This is a genomic window from Pseudoalteromonas piratica (assembly GCF_000788395.1).
Classification (GTDB): Bacteria; Pseudomonadota; Gammaproteobacteria; order Enterobacterales; family Alteromonadaceae; genus Pseudoalteromonas; species Pseudoalteromonas piratica.
Window position 1 is genome coordinate 607687 of sequence record NZ_CP009888.1, and the last position, 18945, is coordinate 626631.

Consider the following 18945-nt stretch of genomic DNA (forward strand, 5'->3'; position numbering starts at 1 on the left):
CTCAAAAAGTAGACCGAATCAGAAATAATTGGCAGCAAATATGCTTAAAAAAGAGGCTTGTGCCTCTTTTTAGTATTAGCGTTCTGAAATCGCCCACCCTAACATTTGTTTAAAGCTTGGCTCCTTGCCATACATCACCATGCCCATTTTAAATAAGCGACCTGCAATGCCACGCATGTAAACACATAAGGCAAACGTTAGTATCAGCGACAAAATAGGTTGCCAAATTGCCACATCAACTAATGCCATTTTAACTGGCATCACCGCGAACGCAGTAAGTGGGAAGTAGCTTAGAAAGGTCATTACCCAACCGCTAGGACTGTCCATTAACATAAATGCCAAGATCATGGGAATCAATGGGATCATCATAAACGAAGATTTACCACTGTGATTAGGGTCATCAATGGCTGCCGCTATCGCCGCCATAAATGCCGTAGAAAAATAAAGGCCTAATAATGCAAACGCCAATACCCAAGGTAATAAAGCCCAATCAATAAAAGATAAATCGAATGCTTGCCCTTCAATGATTACTTGCATAAATGCAACACCCAACATAACTGAAATAATCGTGCTCAGCATAGCTTTAAGTGCAAGTAACACTTGCCCCAAAATTTTACCATCCACCCAAGTTTGCGCACTCATAGTGGCATAAAGTTGTTCGGTTACCCTCTGCTGCTTTTCGCCTGTGATTGATACGAAAACCTGTGCAAACGACATAAAAATTCCCACAGAAAGCAGTACTAAGACACCAATAGCCGTTGATGACGAATGGTTTTCTTCATTTTTAACGGTGTGATCAAGGTACTCAGTTGAAAGTGTGATCGGGTTAGTTAACAGTGACATTTGATTTGGTGAAAGAGATAGTTGGTCACTTACTTTGGTTGCATAATGCTGTTTTAACGCATTCTGTAATGTTTGTTGCCAAGCCATTTTACCTTTGCTGATAAATTCTATTTTCACAGGGCTTTTTGACTCATCAATTAATAAAAGTGCATCAAATTCCCCCGTGGCTAAGGCCTTCTTAAGCTCTGTTTGGCTAATGTTTTTTTGACTGAAGGCATAACCCTCAAGGGTCATTTCAAAATTTACATCACTGGCAACTGCTACTCGGTAGTCACTGGCTGTAAAATTTGCTGCTGATTGCCAAAAAAACACCACTAGTGCAATCGCAATCATAATTAACTTACTAATAATTTCCTGCTTCCATTTAAAGAAGTGCATAAACTCCCATTTAGCAACATGCATCATTTGGTTATTCATTGTGCTTCTCCTTGGCGAATACTTTTACTTTGATGGGATTCGATCGCTTTTAAATACATTTGGTGTAAATCCATATTACGACTAGAGATATGCATCACCTGACCAAGTTGTGGCAAGATTGTAAGTACATCATTCACTTGTGATTTATTTTCTAGGCTCACAACTAAAGTACACTGTTTATTTAAGCGATAATTAAATTGGCTAAAATGTTGCTGCAATGCCTCGGCATTTAACTCCCCTGCATAACCAACTTCTAGCTCTAAAGCGCCACCTATATGTGCTCTAATCGCATCTAATGTGCCATATAAAACGGCTTCGCCTTTATTCATCAGCAGCATTCTGTCAGCAAGCTTTTCTACCATTGCCATTTGGTGCGCACTTAAAATGACAGTCATGCCTTGCTGTTTCAGTTCCGCGAGAAACTGCACTACTTTTTCTTGGTTAACCGGATCCAATCCTGAAAAAGGCTCGTCTAAAATAACAATTTCTGGACTATGTAATATTGCAGTGATTAGCTGAACTTTCTGCTGATTTCCCTTCGAGAGAGACTTGAGAGGCTCATTTTCACGCCCTATTAAGTCAAACCGTGCTAGCCAGTAATCAATATTTTTTTGTGCGTCTGGTTTGCTAACACCGTGCAGTGCTGCAAAGTAATGGAGGTTTTGCAGAAGTGTTTTTTCACCGTAAAGTCCGCGATCTTCTGGTAAATAACCGAGCTTATGCGCTGGAATTTCACTTAAGTAACGATTGGCAAGTTGAATCGATACGCTACCACTATCAGGTTTAGTAAAACCAACCAGCATACGAACAAGAGATGATTTACCTGCACCATTTGGCCCTAATAGAGCAAAAATTTCGCCTTTATTGACTGAAAAGCTCAATTGATTAACTGCTATAGTTGAGCTGTACTCCTTGCTCACCTGTTCCACACATATCATCGCCTGCGCCATAACATTTCTCATTTTTATTATAATTGTCAGTATTTTACGTTCTTGAATTTTAAGGAACAGCTCACTCATCATTTTATATTGCCACTTATCATTTAAATGTGAGCTTATGGCTGCTGGCTATTTGAGCTAAAGCTTGGCACAATTAACCCTCGAAATATCGAGGGTTGTAATACATGGATAATCTCAAACATTTGCTTGCTGATTCAGAGCTACTGTTAAATGCTGCGGGAGAAGGCATTTATGGTTTTGATTTAGAAGGTAAAGCGGTGTTTATTAATCCCGCAGCAGAACGTATGACAGGCTGGCAAGCAGGTGAGTTACTAGGTGAAAAGATCCATCAATATCACCACCATAGCCACGCTGATGGCACTCCTTATCCAGCTCATGAATGTAATATTTATGCCACCATGCAAGACGGCCAAGAGCGCAGCATTAGCCATGAAGTCTTTTGGCGCAAAGATGGTTCTAGTTTTCCAGTCGAATACACCTCTACCCCGGTTTATAAAGACGGTAAAATTATCGGGGCAGTGGCAATTTTCCGCGATGTAACTGAGCAACAAGAGAGCGATCGCGCATTACGTGAAGCGCTTGCGCAAGTGCAAGCATTATCCGAACAACTGCAGGCCGAAAACACCTACCTGCAAAGTGAAATCGACGAAAACTGGAGTGATTCAGGCTTAGTTGGCCAAAGTCCACGTTTTAAGCAGTTACTTGAACAAGTCAGTTTAGTCAGTAAAACGGACAGTACCGTATTGATTTTGGGTGAGAACGGCACAGGTAAAGAACTGATTGCACGTAATATTCATCGCCTTAGCAAACGCGCTCACAACACCCTAGTGAAAGTAAATTGTGCAGCGTTTACTCCTAGCCTGCTTGAAAGCGAATTATTCGGCCATGAAAAAGGCGCTTTTACTGGCGCGACTGAACGCCGTAAAGGACGCTTTGAATTAGCAGATAAAGGCACATTGTTTTTAGATGAAGTTGGCGAGTTAAGCCTTGAAGCACAAAGTAAATTGCTGCGAGTTTTACAAGAACAAGAATTCGAACGTGTTGGCGGAAATCAAACCCTAAAAGTTGATATTCGAGTGATTGCAGCAACCAATAAAGACTTATTAAAAATGGTACAACAAGGCGAATTCCGCATGGATTTATACTACCGCCTCAATGTATTTCCTTTGACCATGCCAGCACTTCGTGAGCGTCTTGATGATTTACCACTTCTATGCCAAAACATCATTTCAGAACTTGCTCGCAAACTTGGCAAACCAATAAAAGGCATTAGTAAAGCCAGCTTAAAACGTCTTGCTACTTATCATTGGCCGGGCAATATACGTGAACTGCAAAATGTACTAGAGCGTGAAGTTATTTTAAGCCAAACATCATTGATCCAAATAAAGCACGACTTCCAGGCCAATTTAGATGCCAGTAATTTTGCCCAACTTACGCTTGCTGAAATGGAAAAGTCTTATATTGAACAAGTCTTGGAGCAATGCGCGGGCAAAATTGGCGGTGTTAATGGCGCAGCTAAATTATTAGACTTGCCCGAGAGTACATTACGCTCAAAAATGAAAAAGCTTGGTATATCTCGTATTTAACCCTCAAATAGGCCTGACCACAGATGAAAAGGCAAATTAGCGAAGGTGGATAACACCAAATATCTTCAAATCTGTTCTAATCCGCCCCCTAACATTCACTGCAAAAACCACGACATATCGCGGAGCCGCGATATGTCGCGACAAACGGAATTGACCAAACCAAAATAAAACGATAAAAATCAATATCTTGACCACATTTCAAGCTTGGCATAGTTATTGTTATTAGTGAACTAAGCATTACGTATATCTACCGTCGAGAAATAGTATGAAGTTTGATATCAAAGAAGAAGATCTGATTATTAAGCCCTATAAAACAGAAGGGCCTATTTATGTGCGCTCTCAAAAAGGAAAATACCAGCAACTTCGCCGTTATATTGGTTGGGCACTGATGTTGGCGTTTATTCTTATCCCCTTTATTCCTTACCATGGTCAACAGGCGATACTGCTTGATATCGGCTCGCAACAATTTCGCTTTTTTAATACCACATTATTTCCGCAAGATTTTACCTTATTGGCCTGGGTCTTTATGGCTGGTGCATTTGCGTTGTTTTTTGTCACGACTTGGCTCGGTCGAGTCTGGTGTGGTTATACCTGCCCGCAAACAGTATGGATGATGATGTTTATTTGGGTCGAAGAAAAAATCGAAGGAAACCGCAATAAACGCATCAAGCTCGACAAGTCAAAAATGTCATTTGAGAAATTCCGCAAAAAGAGCCTTAAACATCTCATTTGGGGTGCTATTTCATTTTTTACTGCCACCACGTTTTTAAGTTATTTTGTGCCTGTTGCCGAACTGTACGGCAACCTTATCGCTTTGGAATGGTCGGGACTTATTATGTTCTGGGTTGGTTTATTTGCGGTATGTACCTATGGCAATGCGGGCTTTTTAAGAGAAAAAATGTGTATTTATATGTGTCCTTATTCACGCTTTCAAGCTGTGATGTTTGATAAGGATACCTATGTTGTTGCCTACGATGAGAAACGCGGCGAGTCACGCGGCCGTCGTAAACGCAAAGACGATCCAAAACAACTTGGGTTGGGTGACTGTGTTGACTGCAACCTATGTGTTGAAGTTTGCCCTGCAGGGATCGACATTCGTAACGGTTTACAATATGAATGCATTAACTGCGGTGCTTGTATTGATGCTTGCGATGAAACAATGGAAAAATTTAATTATGAGAAAGGTCTCATTAGCTACACCAGTGAACATCAATTAGCAGGTCAAAAAACGGATAAATTCCGTTTAAAACTAGTCGGATACGGCTTCTTTACAGGTCTTGTGATTATTACCATGCTGGTGTGGATGAATTTACGCGTGCCAATTGAAACTAGCATTTTACGTGACCGCAATGCGCTTTATCGAGTCAATTATGAAGGTCTGACTGAAAACACTTACACCTTCAAAATTACCAATAAAACGCAAAATACGCTGACCTATTCGCTCACATTGTTGGAAGATTCTCGCTTTGCATTAAGTGCGCCTCAACAAATTATTATTGCTGCAGGTGAGATGAGCCAGTTCCCAGTAACTGTGACTGCTGATGCATATGACTTAAAGCAAAAAGTAACTGAGATTGACTTTAAGGTGAAAGCGATAGAGTCACCGGACATACAGATTACAAAGCAATCTAAATTCTACAAACCCTAAGCTGTCATCCAGATACAGCTCAGTTCCCTAGCACGCAAGGCTCAATTTAATTGAGCCTTTTTTCTTTACAACACCACAAACGCGATCAATAATCATTATCATTAAGTTGGTAGATAGAGTTTTTCATATGAGCTGGCAATCCACTATGACCAAAGGGAATGAATGCTTTGATTCACATAATTGGCTTGAGGCTGAACGTTATTATATGCGTGCAATTGAGCTTATTGATTTACTTTGGCAGCAGAAGCGCAACAATCTTGAAGCAATGCAAGCCTGGGTATGCGGGTATCAAAATTTAGCTGCTACTTATGAACAACAAGGTCAATTAGAACGTGCGTTGCAATGCTTACTGCATGCCCATTTTACTATTCTCGATCATGCTAATAACCAAGCAAACTGTGATAACACGCAAAGTAATGCGGTTCGTTTGTCTGCTATTACCCTAAAACACCTTTCAGATTTCCAAGCAAAGTATCATCGCCAATGCACAGGTATTAATCGTGCTCACCAATACGCGAATAGTCATACTTTGCTGCATTAAAGAAAAGGAACAACCATGACAAAGCCCTCAGCTTTAAACAAAGCAGTTAAAACTCTCGATAAACTCTTTCATTTTGACACTGTTGCAGCGGCATGCGAAAGGACAAACAAGGCAAAGGATTTACACAATGTTCGGGTTAAGCATTAACAAAGTTTCGGGCAACAGTATGTCGCCCACAATCGAAACAAATAGCTATGTCCTACTGCATAATTTTGGTACGAAAAAGCACCTGAAAAAGGGGCAGATAGTAAAAGTAGAACACAGTGAGTTTGGAACCATTATCAAACGTATCGCGTATCAAGACAAGAATGGATTATATTGGCTTGCAGGTGACGACCCGCACACTTTAGCCTGCTGTCAAATTGGACCGGTTAACGCAACGCAAATCACAGGCGTATTATTATGTAATTTAGGATGATACGTTAATGCTTAGCACTCATTAAATTAGATAAGTTAAATGCCAAGGGGTTGTCAGTTGCAACACTGAAACGTGCAAAATCGATCTCATTAAACTGTTCTTCACGCAGCAAGCTAATAAATTCAGCATGAACAGTTGACTCAGAAGATTCAAAAATAGCGACACGTTGACTCATAGCTTGCGCTTTTTCCGGATAAAAGTGATGGTCATTTAGCATTAAAATCGCTTTGGCTCCCAAGGTGACATGACCACCGAATGACACATCTGTTGTATACCCATTAGTATGAACATCCCAATTAATTCCGCCTACAATCACTTCTTCAGCTCTGCCTAATTGTTCTAATGCAGCAATTGCTCCAAACGCCATCGCATCATTGGCAGCCCATACGATATCTGTAGAGTGTTTCGACAACACCCCATACGTTTTTTCAAAGGCACTACTCTCAGACCAATTAGCCACGGTAGAATCAATCAATGTCACATCAGCATGCTTTTGCAGAGCACGTTTCAAGCCTATTTGGCGCTCTTTTGCTGCGGGAGTTTTGTAATCACCTAGTAGTGCATACATTTTTAAGTCGGTTTTATCAAACTTGCTTGCACGCTTAATCAGCGCATTCGCCAATTGCTCACCAACTTCTTTATTATTCGGCGATAAACATCCTATCACCTTTTCTTTTAACGACTGCGGTAGGGTACTTTGTTGTGCACGACTAAATTTATTGAGTAATAAAAAGACTTTAATATTGGTATTGGCGAGTTGCTCAAGCATCTGCGGCAACCTTTCTTTTTCGTTCACCAAAATCAAATAATCGGGTTTGCTGGCAATCGCGTCACTGACCAATTGCTTCATAAGAATATGATTTCGATTAGCATGCAGTGATGTCAGTTGTACATCTAAATCTTCTGCTGCTGCCATCATAAAGCGGTTTACATTAGGCCAAAAATCTCCAGAGTCATTTGTTGATTCTGAGCCAGGATTGATAAAAACCACTTTTATTTTTGCGTGACTAGCAAAGCTAAATACACAGCTGAAGAGAATAAAAGTAAATAATAAACGCACTGAATTTTTCATTTTACACTACATTTTCTACTGCTAGATCGCCAACAGTATATAACGTGAACAAAAATAAAGCTGTAGGTTCTCAACAACTCAGAGCAGCTAACCGGTGACACTTATAATTCAAACTATAGCTACTAAATTTATCTTTACCAAAGCGAGCCTTGCTGCAGTGCAACTATAAATAAGTTAACACTATGCATACCTCGCTAAAAAAAAGGCCGAACCTAAGTTCAGCCTTTAAACGTTACATTGCTCAAAGCTTATTTTTCAAAATACAGCTTTTCGCGTTTTTTCTTACCTACTTCGTTCATTGTAGCCGTGTCGAATAAACGACCGTTGATCATTGTATGCGTTACTTTATCGGTATCGCGAATATTCTCTAACGGATTGCCATCAATTACCATTAAGTCAGCAAGCTTACCGACTTCAAGTGAACCAATATGCTTATCTAAACCAAAATGTTTGGCAGGGTCGATAGTCGCAGTGCGGATCACCTCAAGTGGTGCCATGCCGCCTTGCGCGAACATCCACATTTCCCAATGCGCAGCTAAACCTTCACGTTGACCGTGTGCACCAATATTCACTAACACACCTAAGTCTTGTAGTTCTTTCGAAACACGCGCGTTATTTACGTGGTTATAGTGATGATCAGGCGCTTTAACACGACGCATAGAGCGCGGCAATAATTGGTTCTTAGGTACATATTTCGACAGAATTGGGTGTGACCATACATCTGTTTTATCGTACCAATAGTTTTCACCCCAAATACCACCGTATGCGACACCGAGTGTCGGCGTATAACCCACGTCAGTTTGACGCCATAACTGCTTAATATCATCATAAATATTTGCCACAGGAATTGAGTGCTCAACCCCAGTATGACCATCCACAACCATTGTTAGGTTGTGTTGCAGCAATGAACCACCTTCAGGTACTACCATCATGCCTAACTCACGTGCGGCTTGCACTACCTGTTGACGTTGATTACGACGTGGTTGGTTATATGATTTAACGCTAATCGCACCCACTTTTTGTAAGCGCTCGATGTGGAACTTAGCATCGTCTAGGCTATCAACATGGCTCGTGTAACCCGGCATGTTCGCACCATATAAAATGGTACCGGTTGAGAAGATGCGCGGGGCAACAATCTTACCTGCTTTTTGCATTTCGCTAGCGGCAAAGATTTCAGTCGTATCGTTTGAAGGGTCATGAATTGTCGTAACACCAAACGCAAGACCTGCTAAATTCTCCCAGTTTTGTTGCGGGATAATTTCATTCGAACCTTGTGAACCGTGAGCATGCGCATCAACTAAGCCTGGCATAATCGTCTTGCCATTCATTTCAATAATTAACGCATCACTTGGTACAGTTACATCTGCTACCGCACCAACCGCTTTGATATGCTTGCCATCTGTTAAGATAACGCCATTTTCTATCACCTCATCACCTTTCATGGTAATGATGCGTGCGCCAGTCAGTGCAATTACCCCTTTTGGCGCATCCATTTTTTGCTTAAAGCCGATATTTTGGCCGTTTTCTACTTTAAACGACTTAGACTCGTCTTTTGTAATATCAAACACACCGTTCAAGTCTGCATGATAAAGTTCTGGACCAAGCGACCAATAAAGCTTATCGGCTGCTGTGTTCCAGCTAATGTTTTCACCGGCGCGTACTGATAACTGCTCAATTGGGAATTGGCTGTCTTTTGGACCTATGTTGATAGTTTTGCCACGCTCAACAAAAGGCGTTACAAAGACTTTGAAACGCTCTGCAAACGCTAAGTATTTACCGTCTGGTGATACACGAAACTCTGTCGCATGCTTCGACTCGTAAAGCTTGCGCTCTTTTTTACTGTCCAGCTCTACCACTGACAGAGAAGGCTTCGGCCATGCCTGCATCACATAAATGCGGTCATTCTGCGCACCAAATTGTGGTTGAATACCACTTTTGGTAATAAACTCAGCGTCACCACCTTTAGAGCTAACTGCATAAATGCCTGGTTCAACAGAATAGCTTGGGTCTAAAATCGCACCGCCTTTAATCTTGCGATATACCACAGTATCGCCATTTGGGCTAAAAGTAGGTTCTACATATTTGCCTTTTACTTCGACAACATCTTTACCACGACCAGAACGCGCTGATACTACGCGTACTTTGCCTTGCTCACTATCATCCCAAGTAACATAGACAATTTTCTTACCATCACGTGAGAACGACGGGTAGAACTCAAAATGGTCGTTTTGTTTGGTTAAACGTTTTACTTTGCCTGATTCTAAATCACGCTTATAAATGTGACCCATGGCTTCAAAAATGGCTGTTTCACCATCAGGTGAAACCTGTACATTGCGCAGCATTTTTACGTCAAAATCTTTAGTATCAAGATTTTGTGCAACACGCAGTGCCGTTTGTAACTTTTTGCTAGTTTCTACTTCAAATGGAATGTCACTTACTTTTTTGCTTGCAACATCCAGTTTATGAATTTTACCGCCAGCCCAGAACACCAACTCTTCATTATCTGGTGTCCATGCAATTGAAGTGTAAACACCATGGATTGCCCATGTTTCTTGCATATCACGCTCAAGGTCACCATAGAGCTTAGTATGCTCACCTGTTGCAAAGTCATAAACATACAAGCTTGATTGGAAATCATCACGCTTTACATAAGCTAGTTTTTTACCATCTGGTGATGGCGTTGGACGAATAGCACCACCCATTCCCTCAATTATGGTTTCAATTTCACCTGTTTCGCGATCATAGCGTTTGATTTTATAAATGCCCGCAACAGAATCTTTTGAGTAGTGGAATGTTTTGCCTGGAGTTGCATCTTGTGAGAAATAGACATAACGGCCATCAGGTGAAAATGCTGGCTCACCAAGGTCTTTCTGGTCGTTAGCACGCTTTGTTAGCTGAACACCTTTGCCACCTGCTTTGTGATAAAGCCAAACTTCACCTGCACCAAGTGAACGCGTACCCGTGAAGTGTTTACGCGCCGCAATAAAGTCACCATCAGGGCTCCACACAGGGCTGTTTAATAAACGAAACGTTTCTTTTGTTACTGCGACTTGCTCTGAACCATCTGTGTTCATAACCCAAATGTTATCACCGCCACCTTGGTCAGACGTAAACGCGATCTTTTTGCCATCGGGGCTAAAGCGCGGTTGCATTTGCCATGGAATATCAGAAGTAAGCTTTGTCGCCTTACCACCTGAAATTGGCATTGTGTAAATATCACCTAAAAGGTCAAACGCCAGTGTTTTACCGTCAGGGCTAATATCAACATTCATCCAAGTACCTTGTTGTACTTTGATGTTTGCATCAAAAAATTCACCTTGTGGCGCGTCTACTTGCCACTCTTTTTTCTCTTCTTTTTTTGCTTCATCAGCGCTTACATGCGAACACAGCGCTAAGCTCACTGCCATTGCAAGTGAGGTTTTTAATATGTGTTTCATCTAGGAGTCTTCTTGTTGTCACGTTTATTCTGTAATGAATTGAAACAAAATCGTGGGGAATTAGCTAGTTTGGGTGAGTTAAAACCACTTAAAAATTCGATTAAAAAACTATCAACAACCAAATTGGAAATATTTTGCAACAAGTTCAATCGCAAAATGCTTAAACATTCAACAGTTTTATGATTATCTTGTACTGAAAAATTATATTTAGGGACTAAAAATGAAAACGATACTTAACCTAGCGATTACTGCAGCCATTGCAGCAAGCTCGATCACAGCCGTACACGCAACAACATTACAAGAAGCAGTAAAAAGCGAAGTACGTAGCGACAAAAATAAATCGCGAGATGAATTTCGTAATCCTCAGCAAACACTTAACTTTTTCGGCTTAACTGAGGATATGACAGTCGTTGAAATCTGGCCTGGAGGTGGTTGGTACACCGAAGTTATCTCACCTGTTGTTGCTGAAAAAGGTAAGTTTGTTGCAGCACACTTTCCATCAGGAACCGATGTGGGTTACTTCAATAAACATTTACCTAAGTATCAAGCAAAAATTAAAAATACGCCTGCGCTGAGCAAAACAGAAATAACCGAATTCCACCCTAAGTTTAGTCCTGATATGGCACCTGCTGGTAGTGCAGATATGGTACTGACATTTCGTAACTTGCATAACTTTTACATGACCAGTGATGAAATGATGCAAACCACATTAGATTCCGCGTTCAAAGCGCTTAAGCCAGGTGGTGTGTTAGGTGTGGTCGATCATAAATTACCTGAAAACCTCGATGCTGAAGCATTCCGTCAGTCAGGTTATATCAAGCAAAGTGTGGTAGAAGCTGCTGCTAAAAAAGCGGGCTTTAAATTGGTAGCAAGTTCAGGTGTTAATGCCAACCCGCTCGATCAAGCCCAATACGAGAAAGGCGTTTGGACACTACCACCAACACTTGCATTGGGTGATAAAGACAAAGCCAAATACTTAGCTATTGGCGAAAGTAACCGATTTACGCTTAAATTTGTTAAGCCAACATTGTAATTCATACCATCCATACTTAACTAAATAGCAACTCTCTAAGAGCACAAGCACTTAATACTAAGTGCTTGTTTGTTTTTGTTTTCACAATTATTTGTCCTTTGTCATTTAATCTAAACGCAAATACAGGTTAAAATATCCCCCGTTTTAGCAACTCTGTATGACCAAGTACTCATCTTTTTGGGTGAGTTTATTCAACACAGGGAGTGGGATTATTTAACGAAATTCATACATGGTTGTTATCGATGTGAAAAAAGGAAATTAATAAATGGCACTGACCACTGTAATTCTCGCTGCGGGCAAAGGCACTCGTATGCGTTCAAAACTACCAAAAGTCCTACACCCTGTTGCGAATAAACCAATGGTGCAACATGTTATTGATAACGCATTATCGCTTGGCGCTAAAACCACAAATTTAGTGTATGGCCATGGTGGTGAATTACTTCAAGAACACTTAGCACACAACGATGTGAACTGGGTTTTACAAGCAGAACAGTTAGGTACTGGTCATGCAGTTGCACAAGCGAAAGAGCATATTGCCAATGACGATACCGTATTGATTCTTTACGGTGATGTACCGCTTACAAAAAAATCGACACTCGAAGCACTGCTTGCAGCAACACCAAATCAAGGCCTTGCAATTCTGACTGTAGATTTAGATGATCCTACAGGTTATGGTCGTATTGAGCGTAAAGATGGCAATATTGTAGGTATCGTTGAGCAAAAAGATGCCAATCCAGAACAACTAAAAATTACCGAAATTAATTCAGGTATTATGGCGGTTAATGGCGGCTTGTTACGCGATTGGTTAGGTCGTTTATCAAATAATAATGCACAAGGTGAATACTACCTTACTGATATCGTAGCCATGGCACACGCTGATGGTGTTGAAATTACTTCAGCGCAACCAAGCGATTTAATGGAAGTAGAAGGTGCAAATAATCGCGTGCAACTAGCGGCATTAGAACGCGCTTATCAAGCGTGGCAAGCTGAAGAGTTAATGCTAAATGGCGCAAGTTTAGCCGACCCTGCACGCATTGACGTACGCGGTGAAGTCGCCACAGGACAAGACGTACAAATTGATGTAAACGTCATATTTGAAGGCAAGGTCGTTATTGGTAACGATGTGGTTATTGGCCCGAACTGTGTATTAAAAGATTGCGAAATCGGCGATGGCGTAGTGATTAAGGCTAACTCAATTGTTGAAGAGGCAAAAGTAGCAGCTAAGTGCACACTTGGCCCATTTGCACGCCTTCGTCCAGGAGCTGTTATGGAAGAAGATTCACACATTGGTAACTTTGTCGAAATGAAAAAGACCCGCTTAGGTAAAGGCTCTAAAGCGAATCACCTCACTTATCTTGGTGATACTGAAGTAGGCGAAAAAGTGAATATTGGTGCTGGCACCATTACTTGCAACTACGACGGCGTAAACAAATCTAAAACCATTATTGGCGATAACGCGTTTATTGGCTCAAACAGCTCGCTGGTAGCGCCTGTTGAAATTGGTCAAACAGCCACTATTGGCGCAGGTTCAGTTGTTACAGCCAATGTTGCAGAACAACAGCTAGCGGTATCACGTGCAAAGCAACGTAATATTGATGGTTGGCAGCGTCCTGTTAAGAAAAGCTAACAGCAACGCTATTGAAAAAGCCGCTATTTAGCGGCTTTTTTTGTTTCTACAGAAAGGCTTTCGACGATAAGTTTCGATTCGGCAATTGCTGGGCACATTTCAACTTCTTGGGTATCACCTTTGCCATTACTGATGTAACAATTTTCAAGTAATGAGCAGTAACACACCTCAACTTTTACTTTAAAGCGTTTTTTATCGAGTACTTGCCAAAACTTCTCGTTATATTTGGTTTTTTCAAATGCCAATAGATTAAGCGAGTCCCCCGGTGGCACCAGAGCGTTTTGCGCAAATGAGGTAGTGATCCAACCAAATTCTTTAAAGAAATTGACCTTCGGTGACTTCTTTTGTAATTCTTGCAGCGCCTTTTCGTAGGCATGAATATCAAAACAACATGCACTGATAAAGTCATAAACGCTGTAATACTCTTTACCTTGGTAGGTGTACTTCAAGTATTTAACAAGTGCCGGGCCCGCACCAGAATTTTTCAAGGTAAAGGTAATTTCTTGGCTGCGCTTTTCCATATTCGCATTGCCAGAAACAAACTGCATCCAAGGCCAAGTTGCAGCTTTTACCTGTTTTTCCGCAGCATTTGCTTGTAGAAATGTCGCATAAAATGACGCTGCTGAAATAATAATCGCGCATAGCGCCAAAAATAGATTCACCTTATCTTGCGAAAAGTGAAGTTTGGATTGCTTTTTTTCCTTCATAGCATCTTGTTGTTTTTATTAACGCTTTAAGCACTATAAATAAATAAAAGCGCAACTACAACTCCCCCAAATAAGCATGGTTTAGTCAGTATTATGCGTTTTTCATGAAGCGGTTTACTCCGATTACTAAATAAGCACTTGCGATCTATTAAGTTTCGACTAAAATACAAAACCTTTCGAAACGAAACTTAATGAAGAAATGACGAAACGAAATACACAACAAAGACGCCATACTATTTTGCAGCAAGTTAATGAACTTGGTGAGGTCAGTGTAGAGCAACTCGCTGAGCAGTTTGCAACGTCAGAAGTTACGATTCGAAAAGATTTAACCGCACTTGAACAGAGTGGACTGCTATTACGTCGTTACGGTGGCGCAATGGCATTGCCACAAGAGATCGTTGCAAATAGCGACGAAAAGCTCGATCCGATTCGCAAAATGCAAATAGCAAAAGCAGCAGCTGATCTCATTAAAGATCATAACCGCATTATTATTGATAGCGGTCGCACCACAGCAGCAATGATCCCTGAGCTTTCACACAAGCGTGGTTTAGTCGTCATGACCAACGCCATAAATGTAGCTAACCGATTGCTTTCATTAGAAAATGAGCCAACTTTATTAATGCCTGGCGGCACCTGGGATCCGCATTCTGAATCATTTCAGGGGCAAGTTGCCGAGCAAGTTGTGCGCTCATACGACTTCGATCAATTATTTATTGGTGCCGATGGCATTGATATTGATAGAGGTACTACTACATTCAATGAATTGATCGGTTTGAGTCGCGTTATGGCTGATTCAGCAAGGGAAGTAATTGTGCTTGTTGAATCAAACAAGATTGGTAAGAAGATACCGAATTTAGAAATACCGTGGCAGCAAGTAGATTATTTAGTAACGGATGATGGCTTAGACGACAACACTAAGCGGGCAATTGAACAACATCACGTTACTGTTATTTGCGCCAAATAACGCATTTGCAGGTTCTGACAACAAACCTGTAACCCATTTAACGCTCACATACCGTGCAATTTAAGGAGATTATTATGTGTGGCATTGTTGGCGCTGTGGCAGAACGCCCAGTTAACCGAATTTTAATTGAAGGCCTAAAGCGCCTTGAATACCGCGGCTACGACTCAGCAGGTGTAGCATTAGGCAACAACGACAAAGCGCTGAATACTGTAAAAGCAGTTGGTAAAGTTGCTAATCTTGATGCAGCACTTACCGCTGCAGATGTAAAAGGCACAACAGGTATTGCGCATACTCGCTGGGCAACCCATGGCAGCGTGACTGAAGCCAATGCTCACCCACACATTTCGAGTCAACAGCTTGCGCTTGTGCACAACGGTATTATTGAAAATCACGATAAATTACGCACACAACTGCGCGGTGATGGTTACGAATTTTTATCGGACACTGATACGGAAGTGATGGTGCATAAAATCCACCAGCTTCGTCAAAGCCATGATTCGTTACTTGCATCTGTGCAAGCTGCTGTAAAAGAATTTGAAGGTGCTTACGGCACAGTGGTTTTTGATAAAGAAAACCCTAATGAAATTATCGTAGCTCGCTCTGGTAGCCCACTCGTTATTGGTTTAGGCTTAGGCGAAAACTTTATTGCTTCTGACCAGTTAGCACTGCTCCCAGTAACACGCAGCTTTATTTTCTTAGAAGAAGGCGACGTGGCCCGTATTACTCGTGATTCAGTTGAAATCTACGACATCGATGGCAACGCTGTTGAACGCGACGTGGTTGAGTCTAACATCACCCAAGATGCGTCAGGCAAAGGTGAGTACCGTCATTACATGCTCAAAGAAATCTACGAGCAGCCTGTTGCGGTGCGCAATACCTTAGAAGCGCGCATTGATGGCGATAAAGTTGCAGTTGACGCATTTGGCGATACGGCATCGGATATTTTCAAGCAAGTAAAGCATGTGCAAATTATTGCCTGCGGTACTTCATACCACTCAGGTATGGTCGCACGCTATTGGTTAGAACAATATGCAGGTGTTAGCTGTAACGTTGAAATTGCTTCTGAGTTCCGCTATCGCAAATCATTTGTTCATGAAAACAGTCTACTGGTAACCATTTCACAATCAGGTGAAACAGCCGACACCTTAGCTGCACTTCGCCTAGCTAAAGAGCAAGGTTACATGAGCTCAATGACAATTTGTAACGTGCCTGGCAGCTCACTAGTGCGCGAATCAGATATTGCGTTTATGACGAAAGCGGGTGCTGAAATTGGCGTTGCATCAACAAAAGCATTTACCACTCAGCTTGTTGGATTACTTATGCTAGTTGCATCAATTGCCCAAGAAAAAGGCCAGCCACAAGCAGAAATTGTCAATGCGATTAAATCTCTACCAAACAAGCTTGAAGAGTCATTGTCTCTTGCTGAAGGTATTGAAGACCTAGCAGAAGAGTTTGCAGATAAACATCACGCACTTTTCTTAGGCCGCGGCGATCAATACCCAATCGCAATGGAAGGTGCACTTAAGCTAAAAGAAATCTCATATATTCACGCCGAAGCGTATGCAGCAGGTGAGTTAAAGCATGGTCCATTGGCACTGATTGATGCCGATATGCCAATCATTGTTGTTGCACCTAATAACGAGCTACTGGAAAAGCTAAAATCAAACGTTGAAGAAGTACGTGCACGCGGCGGTATTATTTATGTATTCGCTGATAAAGCATCTGAGTTTGTCTCAGATGACACAATGCGTGTTATTAACGTCAATCAAGTTGACGATGTACTGGCACCAATTGTGTACACCATTCCACTGCAATTACTGTCTTACTATGTAGCGGTAATTAAAGGTACCGATGTAGACCAACCACGTAACCTGGCAAAATCAGTTACGGTTGAGTAAGCATTTTCAAATTAAAAAAGGCGCACTAGCGCCTTTTTTATTGCCATTTTACACAGCATTAGAACGTCACTATCGTAGAAACGGCTTCTTCTTTGGCTGTTTGAATCGACAGTTTTATTTCTCGGTTTTGCCAATCGATATCAAGCATGCCGTAGTTGCTTCCCGACTTATTAATCAAATGACGATTACCCGTTGTTAGCGAACTAATATTGTTACTCACAACGCCAACTTTACCGGTTGGAATTACAGCGCCACTTGGTGCGCAGTTACCCCACGCCCCTTCAATACCTTTGCCGTTTTCATCCACTTCGGTATAGCACCAAGGTTTATCGTGATCACGTGTAATACACCCTTGGTATTCAACCAACGCATATTTGTATGGTAATTTGCATTGTTTTGAATAGTCACCGTTGCCTTGCGAATCGGCATAAATCGGCAAGCGCAGCGGGTTTTCAATATGATACGGCCAATTTTGACCAAAGCCTGATGCCGTCACTTCGTATACGGTAACAGGTGCACCAAATTCTGTACTGGCTGGTATCTCTTTTTGTAACAACTCACCCCAGTGTTGATCGCCTGATAAGAAAATCACCGCTTTCGTCTTGCCTGCATTTACCGACTTTTGTACAAGCCTTAATAACTTTTCTCGCTGAGCGGGCATTTCAGCCCATGATTCGTAACTGGTGCCAGACATTGCTTCTTCATTCAAATTGGCAATCGCTTGATTAAACTGGTTACCATTTCCGTAAGCACAGTAGCTATTTAAGCTTCTTCCTTTGTGAAGCGGAGGTAATACTTGTATACCACTGGCAATAATTTTAATTTCGCTCGGCTTATTGAGCTCAGCTTCAAGCCACTGCCATTGTTGTTCGCCCAAGATCGTGCTGTTATCACCTTCGCAGGTGCCATAGTTACTAAAAGTAGGAGAACGGAAATATCGCGCATCAAGTGTGATTACATGAGTTTGCTCACCACTTGGCCCGAGCAGTTTAGCTTCGTAAATACCCGCCTGACCATTAAGCCTCGGATCCGATGCTTCAACATCAAAGTGACGTAAATATTCTTGCTGGCTCTCTGCACGTTTTTGATAATATTTACCATCATTGTTGCGCCCAAAATCATGATCATCCCATGTTGCCATAACTGGGATGTTGGCTTTTAAAAACTGCTGATAATCAGGGTTGCGCTTTTTATCATCGTATTTCTGACGCATTAAGGCCATGTTTGTGGTATCGGCATAAATGTTATCGCCTAACCATAAAAATAGGTCGGGTTGATGACCTATCAAACGCGCTAACGCTGCTGGCATATCCCCTTTGGTTTTAAAGCAGCTACCTAATGCTACTCTGTCTAAACGTTTGCTTTGCTGTGGTTGTGTATGAGTTAACAGCGGTTCAGGCGCTGGCGCGTCACATTCTTCCCAGTCACCTTCAGCAACATAACACCATGGCGATGAATGATTGCGAGTGGTACAGCCATAGAATTTTTCACCTTGATAACTAGACGGCGTTAAACACGTTTTACCTGAAACTGTTTTAAACTCAGGAATAGACTCAGTGCGTACATTGCCCCAACTTTCACCGTCTTTCGGTGATTTTAAATAGCACCACTGGCTACCGCTATTATTTTTGTCGGTTGTACCTTGGTATTTTGCCAGCGCATAGTCAAAGGCGGTTTTACATTCTTGATAATGAACTTCGGGTGCAGCAAATAGTGCGTTAGGCAGCAATAGGCTTAATAGAATTGTTCTTTTCATTGTTATATTTTCTCAGTTGTGAATTGGCGCATCCGATGC

At 41.6% G+C, this 18945-nt stretch carries 14 protein-coding genes; 8 read left to right on the forward strand and 6 right to left on the reverse strand.

From position 1 onward, the window contains the following. Positions 1 to 75 precede the first annotated feature (75 nt). Positions 76 to 1260, reverse strand: coding sequence for an ABC transporter permease (locus tag OM33_RS02675; RefSeq protein ID WP_038638423.1), 1185 nt, complete (start codon positions 1258 to 1260; stop codon positions 76 to 78). Next, positions 1257 to 2210: an ABC transporter ATP-binding protein gene (locus OM33_RS02680; protein WP_052141044.1), complete on the reverse strand. Its 954-nt coding sequence runs from the start codon at positions 2208 to 2210 to the stop codon at positions 1257 to 1259. Before OM33_RS02680 ends, OM33_RS02675 begins: the two co-directional genes overlap by 4 nt. Positions 2211 to 2383: 173 nt before the next feature. Between OM33_RS02680 and OM33_RS02685 the strand changes: the two genes are divergently transcribed. From OM33_RS02685 to OM33_RS02700, 4 genes are all read left to right on the forward strand, one after another. Further along, on the forward strand, positions 2384 to 3805 hold the full coding sequence (locus OM33_RS02685; RefSeq protein ID WP_038638426.1) for a sigma-54 interaction domain-containing protein: 1422 nt from the start codon (positions 2384 to 2386) through the stop codon (positions 3803 to 3805). Positions 3806 to 4070: 265 nt separating this feature from the next. Beyond that, positions 4071 to 5453 (forward strand): cytochrome c oxidase accessory protein CcoG, encoded by a 1383-nt coding sequence (gene ccoG / locus OM33_RS02690; RefSeq protein WP_038638429.1) that lies wholly within the window; start codon positions 4071 to 4073, stop codon positions 5451 to 5453. A gap of 127 nt (positions 5454 to 5580) precedes the next feature. Beyond that, complete coding sequence (locus OM33_RS02695) at positions 5581 to 5994, forward strand: hypothetical protein (RefSeq protein WP_038638432.1); 414 nt, start codon at positions 5581 to 5583, stop codon at positions 5992 to 5994. A 127-nt stretch (positions 5995 to 6121) separates the two neighbouring features. Next, positions 6122 to 6412, forward strand: a complete 291-nt coding sequence (locus tag OM33_RS02700; RefSeq protein WP_052140875.1) for a S24 family peptidase — start codon at positions 6122 to 6124, stop codon at positions 6410 to 6412. Between the two features lie 4 nt (positions 6413 to 6416). On the opposite strand, the gene OM33_RS02705 is transcribed toward OM33_RS02700, so the two are convergent. Continuing rightward, entirely contained in the window at positions 6417 to 7484 is a 1068-nt protein-coding gene (locus OM33_RS02705; protein ID WP_038638435.1) for an ABC transporter substrate-binding protein, read from the reverse strand. Between the two features lie 248 nt (positions 7485 to 7732). Beyond that, a complete protein-coding gene (locus OM33_RS02710) occupies positions 7733 to 10921 on the reverse strand; it encodes an amidohydrolase family protein (RefSeq protein WP_038638439.1) in 3189 nt (1062 codons plus the stop codon). A gap of 220 nt (positions 10922 to 11141) precedes the next feature. On the opposite strand from OM33_RS02710, the gene OM33_RS02715 reads away from it, so the two are divergent. Beyond that, positions 11142 to 11954 carry a class I SAM-dependent methyltransferase gene (locus OM33_RS02715; RefSeq protein ID WP_038638442.1) on the forward strand — a complete coding sequence of 271 codons (813 nt, stop codon included), beginning with the start codon at positions 11142 to 11144 and terminating at the stop codon, positions 11952 to 11954. 265 nt (positions 11955 to 12219) lie between these two features. Next, positions 12220 to 13581, forward strand: coding sequence for a bifunctional UDP-N-acetylglucosamine diphosphorylase/glucosamine-1-phosphate N-acetyltransferase GlmU (glmU, locus tag OM33_RS02720; protein WP_038638446.1), 1362 nt, complete (start codon positions 12220 to 12222; stop codon positions 13579 to 13581). Positions 13582 to 13604: 23 nt separating this feature from the next. Here glmU and OM33_RS02725 read toward each other — a convergent pair whose 3' ends face one another. Then, complete coding sequence (locus OM33_RS02725; RefSeq protein WP_052140876.1) at positions 13605 to 14288, reverse strand: hypothetical protein; 684 nt, start codon at positions 14286 to 14288, stop codon at positions 13605 to 13607. 199 nt (positions 14289 to 14487) lie between these two features. Between OM33_RS02725 and OM33_RS02730 the strand changes: the two genes are divergently transcribed. Further along, positions 14488 to 15252 carry a DeoR/GlpR family DNA-binding transcription regulator gene (locus tag OM33_RS02730; protein ID WP_038638449.1) on the forward strand — a complete coding sequence of 255 codons (765 nt, stop codon included), beginning with the start codon at positions 14488 to 14490 and terminating at the stop codon, positions 15250 to 15252. A gap of 74 nt (positions 15253 to 15326) precedes the next feature. Continuing rightward, on the forward strand, positions 15327 to 17150 hold the full coding sequence (gene glmS, locus OM33_RS02735; RefSeq protein ID WP_038638452.1) for a glutamine--fructose-6-phosphate transaminase (isomerizing): 1824 nt from the start codon (positions 15327 to 15329) through the stop codon (positions 17148 to 17150). A 58-nt stretch (positions 17151 to 17208) separates the two neighbouring features. Here the strand turns inward: glmS and OM33_RS02740 are convergent, their stop codons facing one another. Continuing rightward, positions 17209 to 18906, reverse strand: a complete 1698-nt coding sequence (locus OM33_RS02740; RefSeq protein WP_038638455.1) for an alkaline phosphatase D family protein — start codon at positions 18904 to 18906, stop codon at positions 17209 to 17211. Positions 18907 to 18945 lie beyond the last annotated feature (39 nt).